General features: G+C 72.2%; 1 protein-coding gene and 1 pseudogene. Both read right to left on the bottom strand.

The annotated features are described in order from the left end of the window. Nucleotides 1-15,981, bottom strand: a 15,981-nt coding sequence (locus IE255_RS38490) for a type I polyketide synthase (protein ID WP_190055090.1), incomplete at its 3' end; no start/stop codon positions are given. Between the two features lie 25 nt (nucleotides 15,982-16,006). After that, nucleotides 16,007-21,232, bottom strand: a pseudogene (locus tag IE255_RS38485) (type I polyketide synthase); the annotation flags it as partial. Nucleotides 21,233-21,378 lie beyond the last annotated feature (146 nt).

Below are 21,378 nucleotides of genomic sequence, written 5' to 3'. Positions count from 1 at the left end.
CACCGCAAGAACCCGGTGACCATTGCGCCGCGCGTCCGAGAGCCGCTCCACCAGGAGCATGCCGACCCCCTCGGACCAGCCCGTGCCGTCCGCCGCGTCGGCGAACGCCTTGCAACGGCCGTCGGCCGCGAGGCCCCGCTGCCGGGAGAACTCCACGAACGTCGCCGGGGTCGCCATGACGGTGACACCGCCGGCCAGCGCCATCGAGCACTCGCCCGAGCGCAGCGCCTGGATCGCCCAGTGCAGCGCGACCAGGGACGACGAACACGCCGTGTCCACGGTCACCGCAGGACCCTCGAAGCCGAACGTGTACGAGACACGGCCGGACGCCACGCTGCCCGAGTTGCCCGTGCCGATGAATGCCTCGACGCCGTCAGGCACGGAGCCGAGCCGGGCCGCGTAGTCGTGGTACATCAGGCCCGCGAAGACACCGGTTCGGCTGCCGCGCAGGGAAGCCGGGTCGATGCCCGCCCGCTCGACGGCCTCCCAGGAGGTCTCCAGGAGGAGCCGCTGCTGCGGGTCCATCGCCAGCGCCTCGCGCGGCGAGATCCCGAAGAAGGCCGGGTCGAACTTCCCCGCCTCGTAGAGGAATCCGCCCTCTATGGTGCGGGACTTGCCCTCCCGGTCGGCGTCCGGTTCGTAGAGGCCGTCCAGGTTCCAGCCGCGGTCGGTCGGGAATCCCGCGATTCCCTCCCCTGCCGTGGCGACCAGCTGCCAGAGGCCCTCGGGATCGGTCACGCCGCCGGGGTAGCGGCAAGCCATGCCGACGATCGCGATCGGCTCGTCGTCCGCGAGCCGCGGCACCGGAGCGGTCGCGGCCGCCTCGGGCTGCGCGCCCAGCGCCTCGGCGACCAGGAACTCCGCCAGTTCGCCCGGCGTCGGGTAGTCGAAGACGAGGGTCGCCGGCAGGCGGAGGCCCGTCGCCGTGTTGAGCCGGTTGCGCAGTTCGACGGCGGTCAGCGAGTCGAAGCCGAGCTCCTTGAACGCGCTCCGGGACTTGATCGCCTCGCCGGAACCGTAGCCGAGCACCGCCGCGACCTGGCCGCGGACCAAGCCGTCGACGAAGCGGATCCGCTCGTCAGGCGACAGGCCGGACAGGCGTACGGCGAAGCCCGATCCGGACTCGCCCGACGTGGCCGCACGGCGGCCGGGGACACGGACCAGCCCGCGGAAGAGGTGCGGCACCCCCTCCGTGGCGGCGCGCTTGCGCCACACCGGGAGGTCGAGCCGCACGGGCACCAGCGCCGCGCGACCCGCACCTTCGGCGGCGTCGAAGAGTTCGAGGCCCTGCTCGGCCGAGAGCGGCGGAACGCCGGACCGGGCCATGCGCTGCGTATCGGCGTCGTCGAGGCGGCCCAGCATGCCACTCTCCGCCCACGGGCCCCAGGCCAGCGACTGACCAGCCAGACCCTCGCCCCTCCGGGCTTCCGCGAGGGCGTCCAGGAAGGCGTTCGCCGCCGCGTAGTTCGCCTGACCCGCACCACCGAACACACCGGCCGCAGACGAGAACAACACGAACAGCGACAGATCCAGGCCACGCGTCAGCTCGTGCAGATACCAGGCCGCGTCCACCTTCGGACGCAACACCGCGTCCAGCCGCTCCGGGGTGAGGGACGACAGCACGCCGTCATCCAGCACACCGGCCGTGTGCACGACACCTACGAGCGGATGCTCGACGGGTACATCCGCCAGCACCGCCGCAAGCGCCTCACGGTCGGCCACGTCACACGCGACCACCCGCACCCCAGCACCCAACCCCTCCAGTTCCGCCACCAACTCGGCAGCACCTGGAGCCTGTTCCCCACGCCGGGACAACAGGAGCAGGTGGCGTACACCCCGCTCCGTCACCAGGTGCCGGGCCACCAGACCACCCAGTGCACCACTGGCACCGGTCACCAGGACCGTGCCCTGGCCGCCCAGGTCGTCCACCGGCCGCTCGCCGGCGACGACCGCCCGGATCAGGCGCGGCACGAACACCTCACCGCACCGGATCGCCACCTGCGGCTCGCCCGAGGCCACCGCCGCGGGCAGCACCGCACGCGACGCCGCATCGCCGTCGAGGTCGACGGTCAGGTCTGCGGACAGGCCTTCGGCCACTGCCGGATCGAGATCGGCGAGGACGAAACGGTCGGGGTTCTCCGTCTGCGCCGTACGCAGCAGACCCCACACCGCCGCTTGCACCGGGTCCGGCACCTCGGCCTCACCGCAAGCCACTGCACCACGGGTCACGACCACCAGCCGCGACTGCCCGAACTGCTCATCCGCCAGCCAGCCCCGCACCAGCTCCAAGGCACGACGGGCCACTTCATGCGTACGGGCAACCACGTCACCGGCGTCACCGATACCGTCGACCGCCCCCGCACCGGTGCCGGCACCGGCGAACGACACCGCCACCACGCCCGGCACCGACTCGCCTGCACCGAGTGCGGCGGCGAGCGCCTCCACATCGGCGTAGCGCACACCCGGCACGGCAACCGCGTCACCGAGCACCGCCCAGCGGGCCTCGACCCGCTCCTCCGTCACCGCGTGCCCGACCCAGTCCACCTGGAACAGGGCGTCGCGGGTCGCACTGTGGCCGGCCGCGGCGACCTGCTCCTGCGACACCGCGCGCAGCGCGAGCGAATCGACGTGGGCGACCGGGGCACCGGCGCCGTCGGCCACGGTCAGGGACACACCGGAGCCCGCAGGGCTGATGCGGACCCGCAGGACCGTCGCACCCACAGCGGAGACCGAGACCCCGCCCCACGCGAAGGGCAGCCCCGCCGCACCGGCCTCCGCGTCGGCGTCGCCGCCACCCGGCAGGCCCAGGGCGTGGAGCGCGGCGTCGAGCAGCGCCGGGTGCACGCCGAACCCGGTGGCATCCACGCCTTCGGGGAGCGCCACTTCGGCGTACACGTCGTCGCCGTTGCGCCAGGCGGCCCGCAGCCCTTGGAACACCGGGCCGTATCCGAGGCCCAGTTCAGCAAGGTCGTCGTACAGACCCGTCACCTCGACGGCGACCGCGTCGCGCGGCGGCCACTGCTCCAGCGCCTCACCCGCGGCCACGGGTCCTGCGAGCAGCGTTCCGACCGCGTGCTGTGTCCAGTCCGCGTCGGCGTCCTCCGCCGGCCGCGAATGCACCGTCAACGCACGGCTGCCGTCACTTTCGACAGCGCCCACGGCCACCTGCACGGCCACCGCGCCGTGCTCAGGGAGCACCAGCGGCGCCTGGAGCGTCAGATCACCCAACACCCCACAGCCGACCGCCTCTCCGACGTGGAGCGCCATGTCCACGAACGCCGTGCCCGGCAGCAGCACCGAGCCCATCACCACGTGATCGGCCAGCCACGCATGCGAGTCCACCGACAACCGGCTCGTGAACAGGAACTCGTCCCCCTGAGCCGGCACCACCTTGGCACCCAGCAACGGATGCTCCCCCGCGCTCTGCCCCAGCGCCCGCGCATCACTCAACCCCACCGGCGACGACACCAGCCAGAACTGCTCATGCTGGAAGGCATAAGTGGGCAGATCCACGCGACGGGCACCGGCACCGGCGAAGTACGCCGGCCAGTCGACCGCCTTGCCGTGTACGTGGAGTTCGGCGAGGGCGGTGAGCAGGCTTTCCGGCTCCTCGCGGTTCTTGCGGAGGGCGGGTACGAAGGTGATCTCGCCGGTGACGCAGTCCTGCGCCATCGCGGACAGCACGCCGTCCGGACCCAGCTCCAGGAACGCCGTCACGCCTTCCGCTTCCAGGGTGCGGATGCCATCAAGGAACCGCACCGCCTTGCGGACGTGGCGCACCCAGTACTCCGGGTCCTGAACCTCCCCAGCGGACAGGACCTCGCCCGTCACATCCGAGACGATGGCCAACTGCGGCGCATTGAAGGTCAGCCCCTGCGCGACCGCCCGGAAGTCGTCAAGCATCGCGTCCATACGCGGCGAGTGGAAGGCATGGCTCACCCGCAGCCGCTTGGTCTTACGGCCCTCACCCTCGAAGTGCGCGGCGATCCGCAGGACCTCTGCCTCGTCGCCCGAAACGACGGTGGAGCGCGGCCCGTTGAGGGCAGCAATCGAAACACCGTCGATCAGGAGCGGCAGGACCTCACCCTCCGTCGCCTGGAGCGAGACCATCGCCCCGTCCGTCGGGAGCGCCTGCATCAGACGACCCCGCGCGGTCACCAGCGCGGCAGCGTCTTCAAGGGAAAGCACGCCGGCGACGTACGCGGCCGACAGCTCACCGATCGAGTGCCCGAGCAGGAAGTCCGGCTTCACGCCCCACGACGTCACCAGCTCGAACAGCGCCACTTCCAGCGCGAACAGACCGGCTTGCGTGAACTGCGTCTGGTCCAGCAGGTCACCGCCGTCGAAGACGATCTCGCGAAGAGGCTGGTCCAGATGCCGGTCCAGCTCCGCGCACACCGCGTCGAACGCCTCCGCGAACACCGGGAAAGCCGCGTGCAGTTCACGCCCCATACCGGCACGCTGCGAGCCCTGGCCCGAGAACAGCACACCCGTCCTGCCGGGCGACACCGAGCCCTGAACCGTCCGCTCACCGATCAGCACCGCCCGGTGCTCCAACACCGCACGCGACGTCACCAGCGAGAAGCCCACATCCACCGGCGACAGCTCAGGCTTCTCGGCAACGAACGACCTAAGCCGCTCCACCTGCCCCGACAGCCCCGCCTCCGACTTCGCCGAGACCACCCACGGCACCAGCGGCGGCAACGTCACCGGAGCCACAGACGCCGTCGGGGCCTCGGCCACCGGCGCCTGCTCCAGCACGACATGGGCATTCGTACCGCTCACACCGAACGACGAGACACCCGCGCGCCGCGCGTCCCCCGTCTCCGGCCACTCCACCGACTCCGTCAGCAGCTCCACAGCACCCGCCGACCAGTCGACCTGGGGCGTCGGCGCGTCCACGTGCAGGGTCCGCGGCAGCACACCCTCCCGCATCGCCATGACCATCTTGATAATGCCGGCGACGCCCGCGGCGGCCTGCGTGTGACCGATGTTCGACTTCAGCGAACCGAGCCACAGCGGCCGGCCCTCCGGACGGTCCTGACCGTAGGTCGCGATGAGCGCCTGCGCCTCGATCGGGTCACCCAGCGTCGTACCCGTACCGTGCGCCTCCACCGCGTCCACCTGCGAGGCCAGCAGACCGGAGTCGGCCAGGGCCTGGCGGATGACACGCTGCTGGGACGGGCCGTTCGGCGCCGTCAGGCCGTTGGACGCGCCGTCCTGGTTCACCGCACTGCCGCGCACGACCGCCAGCACCTCGTGGCCGAGGCGCCGCGCGTCGGACAGGCGCTCCACGAGGAGCATGCCGACGCCCTCGGACCAGCCTGTGCCGTCCGCACCCGCCGCGAACGACTTGCAGCGGCCGTCGGAGGCGAGGCCGCCCTGGCGGGAGAACTCGATGAACGCGCCGGGGGTGGACATCACCGTCACGCCGCCGGCCAGCGCCATCGTGCACTCGCCCTTGCGCAGGGCCTGGACGGCCAGGTGCAGGGCGACCAGGGACGACGAGCACGCCGTGTCGATCGTCATCGTCGGTCCCTCGAGACCGAAGGTGTACGCCACTCGGCCGGACAGGACGCTGCCCGACGTACCGATTCCGAGGAAACCCTCGACGCCTTCCGGTACGGAGGCGACCTGCGAGGCGTAGTCGTGGTACATCATTCCGGCGAACACGCCGGTGCGGCTGCCGCGCAGGGACGTCGGGTCGATGCCGGCCCGCTCGATGGCCTCCCACGTCGCTTCGAGGAGGAGCCGCTGCTGCGGATCCATCGCCAGCGCCTCGTTCGGCGAGATGCCGAAGAACGCCGGGTCGAACTTCCCCGCGTCGTAGAGGAAACCGCCCTCAGCCGTGTACGAGGTGTCGCGGCTGTCCGGGTCGGGGTCGTACAGGCCGCTCACGTCCCAGCCGCGGTCGGTCGGGAAGGGCGCGATGCCGTCGCGGCCGGTCACCGCCAGCTGCCACAGGTCCTCCGGGCTGAGCACACCGCCCGGGTAGCGGCAGCTCATGCCGACGATCGCGATGGGCTCGTCCGTCGTGCCCAGCAGCGCGGGCAGCCCGTGGTCCAGGTCGTCCTCGCGGGGGGCGACCTCGTCCAGGATGAACTCGGCCAGCGCTTCGGGGGTGGGGTAGTCGAAGACGAGCGTCGCGGGCAGCCGCAGGCCGGTCTCGGCGTTGAGCCGGTTGCGCAGCTCCACCGCCGTGAGCGAGTCGAAGCCGAGTTCCTTGAACGCCTGCCCCGGCACGACGGCGTCTCGCGACGCGTGACCGAGCACGAGGGCGACCTCGCCGCGCACGAGCTCCATGACCATGGCTGTACGGTCCGCCTCGCCGAGGCCGCCGAGCCGGTCGGCGAGCGCCGACTCGGCCGCGGCCGACTTCGCGGTACGGCGGTTCGGGACGCGTACGAGGCCGCGCAGCAGCGGTGCAACGCCGTTGGACGCGGCACCCCGGCGGAGCACCGCGAGGTCGAGCCGGAGCGGGAGCACCGCTCCCCAGCCCGTGTGCTCGGCGGCGTCGAAGAGGGCAAGGCCCTGCTCCGCCGTGAGAGCGGGGAGACCGGCACGGGCCATGCGCTGCAGGTCGGTGTCGTCGAGGCTGCCCAGCATGCCGCCTTCGGCCCACGGGCCCCAGGCCAGCGACTGACCAGCCAGGCCCTCGCCCTTCCGGGCTTCCGCGAGCGCGTCCAGGAACGCGTTCGCCGCCGCGTAGTTGGCCTGACCCGCCGAACCCAGCGTCGCCGCCGCCGACGAGAACAACACGAACAGCGACAGATCCAAACCACGCGTCAACTCGTGCAGATGCCAGGCCGCGTCGACCTTCGGACGCAACACCACCTCCAGCCGCTCAGGAGTGAGGGACGACAGCACGCCGTCATCCAGCACACCCGCGGTGTGCACGACACCCACCAGCGGATGCTCGGCGGGTACGTCCGCCAGGACCGCCGCAAGTGCCTCACGGTCGGCCACGTCACACGCGGCCACCCGCACCCCAGCACCCAGACCCGTGAGCTCGGCAACCAACTCCGCCGCCCCCGGCGCCTGCTCACCACGCCGGGACAACAGGAGCAGGTGGCGTACGCCCCGCTCGGTCACCAGGTGCCGGGCCACCAGACCACCCAGCGCACCACTGGCACCCGTCACCAGGACCGTACCCTGACCGCCCAGATCAACCGTCGGCCGCTCAGCAGCCACAACCGCCCGGGTCAGGCGCGGTACGAATGCCTCACCACGGCGGATCGCCACCTGCGGCTCGCCCGAGGCCACCACAGCGGACAGCACCGCTTGCGATGCCTCATCTCCATCAAGGTCGACAAGGACGAAACGGTCCGGGTTCTCCGACTGCGCCGAACGCAACAAGCCCCACACCGCCGCCTGCACCGGATCCGGCACCTCGGCCTCACCGCAAGCCACCGCACCACGGGTCACGACCACCAACCGCGACTGACCAGCCGACTCATCCGCCAGCCAGCCCTGCACCAACTCCAGTGCCCGCACAGTCACTTCATGCGCCCGCGCAACCACACCGTCCGAGACACCCGCACCCAGATACTCGATACGCGCCTCGGGCTCGCCCTCAACCGCAGATACCGGCCGCAGCGACCACTCCACCCGGAACAACGCATCCCGAGCCACATCGCCGCTACCGGCACCCTGCAGCTGCTCAGCAGTCACCGGACGCAAAGCCAACGACTCCACCGACGCCACATGCGCACCCGTGCCATCAGCCAACAGCAACGACACACCCGAACCCGAGCGCGCAATCCGCACCCGCAACATCCGCGCACCCACCGCCGAGAGCGACACCCCCGACCACGCGAACGGCAGACCCGGCGAACCACCCTCGCTCGTCCCGCCGTCTCCGGACGTCAGTCCCATGGCATGCAGCGCAGCGTCCAGCAGGGCGGGGTGCACACCGAACCCGTCGGAGTCTTCGCCCTCGGGAAGGGACACCTCCGCGAACACCTCGTCGTCGCGCTTCCAGACGGACTGCAGCCCCTGGAAGACCGGGCCGTACCCGTATCCCAGTCCGGCGAGTCCTTCGTAGAAGCCCTCGACGTCCACGGCCACCGCGTCGCGCGGGGGCCACACCTCAAGCCCCTCACCCACAGCCCCTGCCTCGACCGACAGCACACCCCGGGCATGACTCACCCACTCGCCCTCGGCGTCATCAGCCGGCCGCGAATGCACACTCACCACACGACGACCGTCAGCACCCGCCGCCGCCACCGACAACTGAACCGACACCCCACCACGCTCAGGCAGCACCAACGGCGCCTCCAGCGTCAACTCCTCAAGGCCCCCGCAACCAACCCTCTCCCCCGCATACAACGCCAGATCCACAAACGCCGTACCCGGCAGCAACACCGAACCCAGCACCACATGATCCGCAAGCCACGCATGCGACTGAAGGGAGAGGCGGCCCGTCAGCACGAGCCCGTCACCCTCGGCGAGCGATATCGCCGCGCCCAGGAGCGGGTGCTCCGCGGAGTGCTGACCGACACCGGTCAGGTCGCCGAGAAGCGTCGTCGGCGCCGCAGCCCAGTACCACTGCCGCTGGAAGGCGTACGTCGGCAGTTCGACCCGGCGCGCACTGGTACCGGCGTAGTACGCCGACCAGTCAACTCCCTTGCCGCGTACGTACAGTTCGGCCAGGGCGGTGACCAGGGAGCCCGGCTCCTCACGGTCCTTCCGGAGCACGGGTACGAAGGTGATCTCGCCTGAGTCGGAGGTGGCGCAGTCCTGCCCCATCGCGGACAGCACACCGTCCGGACCCAGCTCCAGGAACGCCGTCACACCCGCGGCCTCCAGGGTGCGGATGCCGTCCAGGAAACGGACCGCCTCGCGGACGTGGCGGACCCAGTACTCCGGGTCCTGCACCTCCTCGGCCGACAGGACCTCGCCCGTCACGTCCGAAATGATCGACAGCCGCGGGGCGTTGAAGGTCAGCCCCTGCGCGACCGCACGGAAGTCGTCGAGCATCGCGTCCATACGCGGCGAGTGGAACGCATGACTCACCCGCAACCGCTTGGTCTTACGACCCTCACCCTCAAAGTGCGCGGCGATCCGCAGGACCTCTGCCTCGTCGCCCGAAATCACCGTGGAGCGCGGGCCGTTGAGGGCAGCAATCGACACGCCGTCGACCAGCAACGGCAGGACCTCGTCCTCAGCCGCCTGGAGCGACACCATCGCCCCACCGGCCGGGAGCGCCTGCATCAGACGGCCCCGGGCCGCCACCAGCGCGGCAGCGTCCTCCAGCGACAGCACCCCAGCCACGTACGCAGCCGACAGCTCACCAATCGAGTGACCCAGCAGGTAATCCGGCCGTACCCCCCACGCCTCGACCAGACGGAAGAGCGAAACCTCCAGCGCGAACAGACCCGCCTGCGTGAACTGCGTCTGATCCAGCAGCTCACCCCCACCGAACACCACCTCACGCAGAGGCGTCTCCAGGTGCCGGTCCAGCTCCGCGCACACCGCATCGAACGCATCCGCGAACACCGGATAGGCCTCGTACAACTCCCGGCCCATTCCGGGCCGTTGCGAGCCCTGGCCCGAGAACAGCACACCGGTCCTGCCCGCCGAGGCCGCACCCCGCACGGTCCGGTCCCCGACCAGTACCGCCCGATGGCCCAGCACCGCACGCGACGTCGCCAGGGAGAAGCCCACATCCACCGGTGACAGATCAGGCTTCTCGGCGACGAACGACCGCAGCCGCTCCACCTGCCCCGCCAGCCCGGCCTCCGACTTCGCCGAGACGACCCAGGGCACCACCGGCAGCTCCACCGGAGGCACAGACGGCTCCGGCTCCTCGACCTGCGGCGCCTGCTCCACGATCACATGGGCGTTGGTGCCGCTGATGCCGAAGGACGAGACACCCGCGCGGCGCGGCTCGCCCGTCTCCGGCCACTCCACCGACTCCGTCAGCAGCTCCACAGCACCCGCCGACCAGTCGACCTGGGGCGTCGGCGCGTCCACGTGCAGGGTCCGCGGCAGCACACCCTGCCGCATCGCCATGACCATCTTGATGATGCCGCCCACGCCGGCCGCCGCTGCGGCGTGGCCGATGTTGGACTTGATCGAGCCCAGCCACAGCGGGCGGCCGTCGGCTCGTTCCTGACCATAGGTCGCGATGAGCGCCTGGGCCTCTATCGGGTCGCCGAGCCGGGTGCCCGTGCCGTGCGCCTCCACCGCGTCCACCTGCGACGCGGACAGGCCGGCGTTCGCCAGGGCCTGGCGGATCACGCGCTGCTGAGACGGGCCGTTCGGGGCGGTCAGGCCGTTGGACGCACCGTCCTGGTTGATCGCGCTGCCCCGGACCACCGCGAGGACCTCGTGGCCGAGGCGGCGTGCGTCGGAGAGGCGTTCCACCAGGAGCACGCCCACGCCCTCGGACCAGCCCGTGCCGTCCGCCGCCTCCGCGAAGGGCTTGCAGCGGCCGTCCGCCGCGAGGCCGCGCTGGCGGGAGAACTCCACGAACGCGGCCGGGGTCGCGAGGAGCGCGACGCCGCCCGCGAGCGCCATGCTGCACTCGCCCTGGCGCAGGGCCTGCGCGGCGAGGTGCAGGGCGACCAGGGACGACGAGCACGCGGTGTCGACCGTCACCGCCGGGCCCTCAAGGCCCATCATGTACGCGATGCGGCCGGAGACCACGCTCGTCGCGGTGCCCGTGATGAGGTGTCCTTCGCCGCCCTCGGGGGTCTGGGCGGCGCCGGCGCCGTAGCCGGACGAGGAGGCTCCGGCGAAGACGCCGATCTGCTCGCCGCGCACCGATGTCGGGTCGATGCCCGCGCGCTCGAAGACCTCCCAGGAGGCTTCGAGGAGGAGCCGCTGCTGCGGGTCCATCGCCAGGGCCTCGCGCGGGGAGATCCCGAAGAAGCCGGCGTCGAAGTCGCCCGCCCCGTGCAGGAAGCCGCCTTGGAGGGTGTAGCTCGTACCGGGGTGGGCCGGGTCGGGGTCGTAGATGCCGTCCAGGTCCCAGCCGCGGGCCGTGGGGAAGCCGGTGATGCCGTCGCCGCCTGCGGCGAGGAGCCGCCACAGGTCCTCGGGGCTCTCGACCTCGCCGGGGTAGCGGCAGCTCATGCCGACGATGGCGATCAGGTCGTCGTCCTCGGCGGCCGCGGTGTTGCCGGCCGGAGCGCGGGTGCCCGCGGCGGACTTCTGGCGGGTGTCGGACGCGCCGTACCCGTCGCCGGTTTCGGAGGCGAGTTCGGCGTCGAGGAACCGGGCGAGGACGGCCGGCGTCGGGTGGTCGAAGACCATGGTGCTCGGGAGGCTCAGGCCCGTCTCGGCGGCGAGCCTGTTGCGCAGTTCTACCGCGGTGAGCGAGTCGAAGCCGAGCTCGCGGAACGCCCGGTCGGGCTCTACTCCGTCCACCGAGCCGTGCCCGAGTACGACGGCGGCCTGGCCCCTGACCAGTTCGGTCAGTGCCTCGGTGCGCTCGGCGGCGCTCAGGCGCCCGAGCCGTTCGCCCAGCGGGGACGTGCCCTCTGCCGGGCCGTTCGTCCCGTCGGGTCCCGTGGGGATCGTCAGCGCCTCGCGCGCCTCGGCCAGGTCGCCGATGAGCGGGCGGGGGCGGGCCGCGGCGAAGATCGGCACGAAGCGCGCCCAGTCCATGTCCGCGACCGTCACCAGGGTGTCGTCGCAGTCGAGTGCCCGCTGCAGCGCGGTGATCGCGGGGGCGGGCGCCATGGAGCGGATGCCCAGGCGCAGCAGCTGTTCGCCCTCCTCGCCGTCGGCCATGCCGCCGCCGGCCCAGGCGCCCCAGGCGACCGAGGTCGCGGGGACGCCGCGTGCCCTGCGGCGCTGGACGAGTCCGTCGAGGTAGGCGTTGGCGGCGGCGTAGCCGCTCTGGCCACCGCTGCCCCAGACTCCGGCGACGGAGGAGAAGACGACGAAGGCGTCGAGGTCGTGGTCTTCGAGCAGTTCGTCCAGGTGGACGGCGCCGGCGACCTTGGCGGACAGCTCGGCGGCGAGTGTCTCCGTGGTGGCTTCGGACAGCAGCATGGCCGTGCCGACGCCCGCGGCGTGCACGACGGTCCGCAGGACGCTCTCCTCGCCGTCCGTGTCCGGCGTGGCGGTGGCCTGCTCGATCAGTGCGGCGACGGCTGCGCGGTCGGTGATGTCGCAGGCGACGACGGTCACCTGGGTGCCGAACTCCTGGAGCTCGTCGACGAGTTCGGTGACTCCGGGTGCGTCGGGGCCCCGGCGGCTGGTGAGGATCAGGCGCTGTGCGCCGCCCTTGGCCAGCCAGCGGGCCACGTGGCTGCCGAGCGCGCCGGTGCCGCCCGTGATGAGTGCGGTGCCGCGGGGCGTCCACGTCGAGCCGTCGGTGCTCTCCCCTCGGGGGTCGCGGACGAGTCGGCGTACGAAGGTTCCGGAGGAGCGCACCGCCGCCTGGTCCTCGCCGCCGTCGGCGAGGACCGCGCACAGCCGGCCGGCCGCGCGCTCGTCGAGTGTGGCCGGCAGGTCGACCAGTCCGCCCCAGCGGTGGGCGCACTCCAGGCCGACGACCCGGCCGAGCCCCCACAGCGCGGCCTGGGCGGCGCTGGTCAGCGGGTCGGAGCGGCCGACGGAGACGGCTCCGCGGGTGCCGAGCCAGAGCGGCGCGTCGATCTCCGCGTCGCCGAGAGCCTGGACCAGCGCCAGTGTGCCGGCCATGCCGGCCGGTACGACGCTGTGGGTGGGGTGCGGCTCCTCGTCCAGGGCCAGGAGGGAGAGCACGCCGGCCGGCTGCCCGGAGACCCGGAGGGCCTGCGCGAGTTCGTGCGCGAGTACCGCGCGGTCGGTGGCGGCGGCGTCGATCTCCAGCGGCAGCACCGTGGCGCCGTGCGCGACGAGGGCGTCGATCGTGCTGCCCACCAGACTGTCCGTGCTGCGCACCAGGCTGTCCGTGCTGGGCGCCAGGCTGTCCGTGCTGCGCACCGAGGGGTCGTCTCCGGCGCCCCGGGGTACGGCGACGATCCAGGTGCCCGTCAGCGCGTCGCCCGACGGCTGTCCCGCCGGGCCGGCCGTGACTGGCTTCCAGCTGATGCCGTAACGCCACTCGTCGGCCATGGAGTTGTCGCGGCTCTGCCGTCGCCAGGCGGCGAGCGCCGGGAGCGCGTCGGCGAGCGGGGCGGAGTCGTCGGGGCGTACGGCTTCGACGAGCGACTGCAGGTCCTCGCGTTCGACGGCGTCCCAGAAACGGGCCTCTTCGGGGGTGTTGCCCCCCTCGCCGGCCACGACGGTCTGGTCCTCGGGGACGTGCGGCCAGTAGCGCTGCCTCTGGAAGGCGTAGGTGGGCAGGTCGACGCGGCGGGCGCCGGTGCCCGAGAAGTACGCCGCCCAGTCGACCGCCTTGCCGCGCACGTGCAGTTCGGCGAGCGCGGCGGCGGACGTGCGTGCCTCGTCGCGCCCCTTGCGGAGCGCGGGGACGGAGAGGGTGTCCTCGGTGCCGGGTCCGGACGTGACGCAGTCCTGGACCATGGCGGAGAGCACTCCGTCGGGGCCCAGTTCCAGGAAGGCGGTCACACCCTGGGTCTGCAGGGTGCGGACGCCGTCCAGGAAGCGGACCGCGTCGCGGACGTGGCGCACCCAGTACTCCGCCGTGCGGATCTCCCGTGCGGGGATCACCGCGCCGGTGACGTTGGAGACGATGGCGATCTGGGGCGCGTTGTAGGTGAGGCGCTCCGCGACGGCGCGGAAGTCGTCGAGCATGGCCTCCATACGCTGGGAGTGGAAGGCATGGCTCACCCGCAGCCGCTTGGTCTTACGACCCTCGCCCTCGAAGTGCGCGGCGATGGCGAGCACCGCGTCCTCGTCGCCGGAAATCACCGTGGAGCGCGGGCCGTTGAGCGCGGCGATGGACACGCCGTCCGTCAGCAGCGGCAGCACCTCGTCCTCCGCCGCCTGGAGCGAGACCATCGCCCCGCCGGCCGGAAGCGCCTGCATCAGACGGCCCCGGGCCGCCACCAGCGCGGCAGCATCCTCCAGCGACAGCACCCCAGCCACGTACGCAGCCGACAGCTCGCCGATGGAGTGACCCAGCAGGAAGTCCGGCTTCACGCCCCACGACGTCATCAGCTCGAACAGCGCCACTTCGAGCGCGAACAGACCGGCCTGCGTGAACTGCGTCTGGTCCAGCAGCTCACCGCCGTCGAAGACGACCTCGCGAAGAGGCCGGTCCAAGTGGCGGTCCAGCTCGGCGCAGACCGCGTCGAACGCCTCGCTGAAGGCGGGGTAGGTCTCGTACAGCTCCCGTCCCATGCCGGCCCGTTGGGAGCCCTGTCCGGAGAACAGCACCGCCAGGCGTCCAGGTGCCGCTACTCCGCGCACCACTGCCGGGCCGTTGCCGGAGGCGCTCAACTCGCCCAGGCCGTCGACGAGTCCGGTACGGCCGTCGGCGAGGATCACCGCGCGGTGTTCCAGGGCGGCGCGTCCCGTGGCGAGCGAGTAGCCGACGTCCAGGGCGGAAGTTTCGTCCGCGGTGGCGTTGTCCAGGTGGGCTCGGAGTTCGCTCGCCTGTGCCTTGAGCGCTTCGCCGGTCGCGCCCGAGACGAGCCAGGGGACGATCGGCAGGGTCCGGTTCTGCCTGGTCCCGTCGGCGGCGGGCTCGACCTCGCGCACGGGCGCCTGCTCGACGATGACGTGCGCGTTCGTGCCGCTCACGCCGAAGGAGGAGACGCCCGCGCGGCGCGGCTGCCCGGTCTGCGGCCACTCCACCGGCCGGGTCAGGAGCTCGACGGATCCGGCCGACCAGTCCACGTGCGGCGTCGGCTCGTCGACGTGGAGGGTGCGGGGCAGGGCCGCGTGCCGCAGTGCCATCACCATCTTGATCACACCGGCGACGCCTGAAGCGGCCTGTGCGTGACCGAAGTTGGACTTCATCGAGCCGAGGAACAGCGGTCTGCCATCCGGCCTGTCCTGGCCGTACGTCTCCAGGAGGGCCTGGGCCTCGATGGGGTCGCCGAGGACGGTGCCGGTGCCGTGTGCCTCCACGGCGTCGATCTGTGCGGGCGAGAGGCCGGCGTTGGCCAGCGCGGCCCGGATGACCCGCCGCTGGGAGGGGCCGTTCGGCGCGGTCAGGCCGTTGCTCGCGCCGTCCTGGTTCACGGCCGAGCCGCGGATCACCGCGAGGATCTCGCGTCCGTTGCGGAGCGCGTCGGAGAGCCGCTCCACCACCAGGACACCGACGCCCTCGGCCCAGCCGGTGCCGTCGGCGGCGGCCGCGAAGGACTTGCAGCGGCCGTCCGCCGCGAGGCCGCCCTGCTGGCTGAACTCGGCGAACGCGCCGGGGTTGTTCATCACGGTCACACCGGCGGCCAGCGCGAGGGAGCACTCGCGCTGGCGCAGTGCCTGCACCGCCTGGTGGAGGGCCACGAGCGACGACGAGCACGCCGTGTCGATCGTCACGGCCGGGCCCTCCAGGCCCAGGGAGTAGGAGACGCGTCCGGAGACGACGCTTCCCGCGGTGCCGGTGACGTAGTAGCCCGCGACGTTCTCGTTCGACTGCCGCAGGCTCGTCTCGTAACCGGAAGACTGGGCTCCGACGAAGACACCGGTCGCGGTGCCGCGCAGCGACGAGGGGGCGACTCCTGCCCGTTCCAGGGCCTTCCAGGACTCCTCCAGGAGCACGCGCTGCTGCGGGTCCATCGCCAGCGCCTCGCGCGGCGAGATCCCGAAGAAGCCCGCGTCGAAGTCCGTGACCCCGTCGACGAAGCCGCCCTCGAAGGTGACCGCGTTGTCGTGGGCCTCCTCGTAGAGCCGCTCCAGGTCCCAGCCGCGGTCGGTCGGGAACCCGGTGACCGCGTCGGTCCCGGATGCGACGAGGTTCCACAGGCTCTCGGGGCTCGTCACCCCGCCCGGGTAGCGGCAGCTCATCCCGGTGATCGCGATCGGTTCCCGCGCCGCATCGGTGAGCTGGGTGTTCTCCCGCCGCAACCGGTCGACCTCTTTGAGCGACGCGCGCAGCGCTTCGAGAACCTTGTCAGCCGAACTAGCCATCATGCACTCCACACTTCACGCGTCATCAGGATTCGCCGTCGCCCAACGCCATCTGGATCAGGCTCTCGGCGTCCATCTCGTCGATCGACTCGGTCTCGTCGCCCGCGGGCAGAGGGGTTTGCGCCCCACCGCGCCGGTCCGCGAGTTTCAGCAGGGTGTCCAGCACTCCGGCGGCCCTGAGTTGGTCAAGCGGCACTGTCGCCAGTGCGCCACGGACGGCGGCCTCGTCCACGTCGTCATGGCCGCCCGGGCCGCCCTCGGTGCCTGTCCCGTCCCTCTCGGGGAGCAGCTTGCTCCGCAGGTACGTGACCAGCGCCGTGGGCGTCGGGTGGTCGAAGACCAGGGCGGCCGGCAGCCGCAGGCCCGTCGCCTCGCCCAGTTGGTTGCGCAGCTCCACCGCGGTCAGGGAGTCGAACCCCAGAGTGCGGAACGCCCGGTCGGACCGCACGTCGGTGGGTGCGGCGAGCCGCAGCACCGTCGCCGCCCGTTCCTGCACGAGTTCCAGGAGCAGGTGTTCCTGTTCGGGTCCGGACAGTTCGAGGAGGTTCTGCCGCAGCGTCTCGGCACGGTCGGCTCCGGTGGACGCGGACGTGCCGTCCGCCGCGTCCTCTTCGGGTGCGAGCGCCGCCCGCACCTCGGGCAGGTCGCCGATCAGCGGGCTCGGCCGCAGAGTCGTGAAGGCCGTGGCGAACCGCGGCCAGTCCACGTCGACCGCGACCACTGGCGTCTCGTCGTGCTCGATGGCCTGCTGCAGCGCGGTGATCGCGAGGCCGGGCGCCATCGGGGCCAGGCCCAGACGGGTCAGCTGCTCGCCGGTGTCGCCGGCGGCCATGCCGCCGTCGCCCCACTGGCCCCACGCCACGGATGTGGCGGCCCAGCCGCGGGCCCGGCGGCGCAGGGCGAGCGCGTCCAGCGCCGCGTTCGCCGCCGCGTACCCGGCCTGCCGGGCGCTGCCCCACACTCCGGCGATGGAGGAGAACACCACGAACGCGTCCACCGTCCCGCCGAGCAGCTCGTCGAGGTGGGCGGCGCCCGCCGTCTTGCCCGCGAGGACGTCGGCGAACGCTGCCGGTTCGGTGTCGGCCAGGGCGGCGCCGGCACTGACGCCCGCCGTGTGCACGACCGCGCGCACGGGATCACCCTCGGCGTTCAACCGCTCGATCAGCGCGGCCACTTGGTCGCGGTCGGCGACATCGCAGGCCTCCACCGTCACCTTGGCGCCGAGCCCCGTCAGCTCCGCCTCCAGCTCGGTCGCTCCGGGGGCCGCGGCGCCCCTGCGGCTGGTCAGGACGAGCCGTTCCGCTCCCCGTCCCGCCAGCCATCGGGCGACGTGGCCGCCCAGGGCGCCGGTGCCGCCGGTGATCAGTACGGTGCCCTCGGGGCGCCACGGGCGTACGGCGGGTGCTCCGTTCAGCGGGGCGCGGACGAGGCGGCGGCCGTACGCACCGGCCGAACGTACCGCGATCTGGTCCTCGCCCGCGCCGCCGACGTCACCGGCGCCCGGTCCGGAGGCCTCGGCCGTTCGCCCCGCCAGGATTCCGCACAGGCTGTCGGTGATCCTGGCGTCGACCCCGTCGGCAGGCAGGTCGACGAGACCGCCCCAGTTGCCGGGGCGCTCCAGGCAGACGACTCTTCCGAGGCCCCACACCTGGGCCTGCGCCACGCTCACCGTGCGGTCCGCGGCGCCGACCTGGACCGCGCCCACGGTGGCGCACCACAAGGGCGCCTGGATCTCCACGTCGTCGAGGGCCTGCACCAACGCGAGCGTCGCCGTGACGCCGGCGGGAACCGCGGGGTGCGCCCGGTCGGGTGCTTCGTCCGCGCCGAGGAAGGACAGCACGCCGCCGATACGGGACAGCTTCCTCTCGTCGTTCCCCGTGCCGTTCTCCCGCAGGACTTCGCCGAGAAGCCCGCCGAGCGCCTTGCGTTCGGCGTCGGCGGAGGAAACCGCCAGCGTCACCACGTGGGCGCCGTGCCCGACCAGGGCACGGCCGCAGTCGGAGACCGAGGCGTCGTCCCTAAGCACCTCGGGAACCAGGACGATCCATGTGCCGGACAGTTCGGCCGACTTGGCCTTCGGCAGGGGCTTCCAGCCGACGCGGTAGCGCCAGCCGTCGACGGTGGAGCTGTCGCGGCTGTTGCGCCGCCAGGAGGCGAGGGCCGGCAGGACCGCGCGCAGCGGCTCCGCCTCGGCCTTGTCCAGGGTGCCCATCAGGGCGTCCAGGTCCTCGCTCTCGACGGCCTGCCAGAACTCCGCCTCGTCCGGAGACATCGCGCTCTGCTCCGGTGCGGGGGTGTCCGCGGTCTCGGGCCAGTAGCGCCGGCGTTGGAAGGGGTAGGTGGGCAGGTCCACGTGGGTCGTGGGCCGTCCGGCGAAGACGGCCTGCCAGTCCAGCTCGACGCCGTGGACGTGAGCCTCGGCCAGCGAGGTCATGAAGCGATGTGCCTCGTCCTCGTTCCGGCGCAGGGTGCCCAACGCCACTGCCTCGCTGCCGGCCGCGTCGAAGGTCTCCTGCAGTCCGAGGTTGAGCACCGGGTGCGGGCTCACCTCGATGAACACGCCAAGACCGTCCCCGGCCGCCGCGCGCACCGCCTGCTCGAACTCCACCGTGGAACGCAGGTTGCGGTACCAGTAGCCGCCGTCCAGGCCCGTCGTGTCGTCCAGCAGGCCGCCGGTGAGTGTGGAGTAGAACGGCACCTGGCCGGACGTCGGCGTCACGCCCGCGAGGAGGTCGGCCAACTCCGCCTCGATCAGCTCCACCTGGGCCGAGTGCGAGGCATAGTCCACGGCGATCTTCTTCGCCCGGATGTCCTGCTCGGTGCAGGAGGCCACCAGTTCCTCCAGCGCCTTGGGCTCACCGGAGACCACCACCGAGGACGGACCGTTGACCGCCGCCACCGAGATACGGCCCTCCCAGGCCGCCAGGCGCTCACGCACCTCCCCCACCGGCAACGACACCGAGACCATGCCACCGCCACCCGACAGGGCCAGCAGGGCACGCGACCTCAGTGCCACGACCCGGGCACCGTCCTCCAGCGACAGCCCACCCGCGACCACCGCCGCCGCGATCTCCCCCTGCGAGTGACCGATCACCGCGGCCGGCTCCACGCCACATGCTCGCCACAGCTCCGCAAGCGACACCATGACCGCCCACAGGACCGGCTGCACCACATCCACCCGGTCAAAACCGGGCGCACCCGGCTCACCACGTACGACGTCCAGCAGACGCCAGTCCGTGAACGGCTCCAGAGCCGCCGCACACTCCGCCATCCGCCCCGCGAACACCGGCGAGGACTCCAGCAACCCCGCCGCCATGCCCTGCCACTGCGCCCCCTGCCCCGGGAACACGAACACCGGACGAGCCGAGGAACCCGCGACACCGCGCACCACACCGACGGCCGAGCCGCCGCCCAGTGCGACCGTCTCCAGACCCGACCGCAGCTCCTCCAGACCACCCGCAAGCACCACCGCACGGTGCTCGAACCGGGACCGGTCCAGCGCCAAGGCACGGCCCATGGAGGGCAGTTCCGGCAGCTCGCCGCCCTCGACGGCCAGCCGCAGCCGCTCCGCCTGCGCCCGCAGGGCGCCCTCCGATTTCCCCGACAGTACGAACGGCACACCCGCGCCTACGACCGGAGCGGACCCACCGGGCGTTTCCGTCGCTACGGGCGCCGCCTCCGGCGCCTGCTCCACGATCACATGCGCATTCGTGCCGCTGATACCGAAGGACGAGACACCCGCACGGCGCGGCTGACCCGTCTCCGGCCAGGCACGCTGCTCGGTGACCAGCTCCACCGATCCCGCCGACCAGTCCACCTGCGGCGTCGGCTCGTCCACATGCAGGGTCTCGGGCACCACCCCGTGCCGCATCGCCTGCACCATCTTGATCACACCGGCCACGCCCGCGGCGGCCTGCGTGTGACCGATGTTCGACTTGACCGAGCCCAGCAGCAGCGGCCGGTCCTCCGCACGCTCCTGACCGTAGGTCGCGATCAGCGCCTGCGCCTCGATCGGGTCACCCAGCCTCGTACCCGTACCGTGCGCCTCGACGACATCGACATCCGTGGCGTCGAGTCCCGCGTTGGCCAGCGCGGCGCGGATCACGCGCTGTTGAGAGGGGCCGTTGGGGGCGGTCAGACCGTTGCTCGCGCCGTCCTGGTTCACCGCGCTGCCGCGCACGACCGCGAGGACCTGGTGACCATTGCGGCGGGCGTCGGAGAGGCGCTCCACCAGCAGCATGCCGACGCCCTCGCCCCAGCCGGTGCCGTCGGCCCCGGCCGCGAATGACTTGCAGCGACCGTCGGGCGCGAGACCGCGCTGGCGGGAGAACTCCACGAAGGTGCCGGGCGTCGCCATCACCGCGACGCCGCCGGCCAGTGCCATGGAGCACTCGCCCGACCGCAGCGACTGGATCGCCCAGTGCAGCGCGACCAGGGACGACGAACACGCCGTGTCGACGGTGATCGCCGGGCCCTCCAGGCCCAGCGTGTACGAGATTCGTCCCGACATCACGCTGCCCGCGGTGCCGGTGCTGAGGTACCCCTCAAGGCCCTCTCCGACCGTGCTCGCGTGCGCCGCGTAGTCGTGGTACATCAGGCCGGCGAACACGCCCGTGTCGCTGCCCCGCAGGGCCAGCGGGTCGATGCCCGCGGACTCGACCGCCTCCCACGATGCCTCCAGGAGCAGGCGCTGCTGCGGGTCCATCGCCAGCGCTTCACGCGGCGAGATCCCGAAGAACGCCGCGTCGAAGTGCGTGGCGTCGTGCAGGAACCCGCCCTCGCGGGTGTACGAGGTCCCGGGACGGTCGGGGTCCGGGTCGAAGAGCCGGTCCACGTCCCAGCCCCGGTCGGAGGGCAGGCCCGAGATGGCGTCCCCGGAGGTGGACAGCAGCGTCCACAGGTCGTCCGGGCCTGCGACCCCGCCGGGGTAGCGGCAGCTCATGCCGACGATCGCGATCGGGTCGTCGTCCGCCGCGGCGACCGTTCCCCGTACCTCGGCGCGCCCCTGACGGGTACCGAGCGCCTCCGCCAGCATGAAGTCGGCCAGCGTGGCCGAGCTGGGGTAGTCGAACACCAGCGTCGCGGGCAGTCGCAGGCCGGTGACGGTGCTGAGCCGGTTGCGCAGCTCCACCGCGGTCAGCGAGTCGAACCCGAGGTCGTTGAAGGCTTGCTGTGGCGCGACCGCGTCGCCGGAGGTGTGCCCCAGGGCCTGGGCGACCTCGTCCCGCACCAACTTCAGTACGCGCTGGCGCTGTTCGGTTTCGGGGAGTGCGAGGAGCGTACGCGCGAAGGACTCGGACTGGTCCGCACCCGACTCCGCCACCCGCCGACTCGGCACCCGCACCAACCCACGCAACAACAACGGCGTCAACTCCGGACGCGCCCGCAACGCCCCCA

Origin of the sequence: Streptomyces lomondensis, assembly GCF_014651035.1 — a bacterium.
GTDB classification, from domain to species: Bacteria; Actinomycetota; Actinomycetes; order Streptomycetales; family Streptomycetaceae; genus Streptomyces; species Streptomyces lomondensis.
The sequence above is the reverse complement of the archived record's forward strand: the minus strand, read 5'-3'. Positions and strand labels throughout refer to the sequence as shown.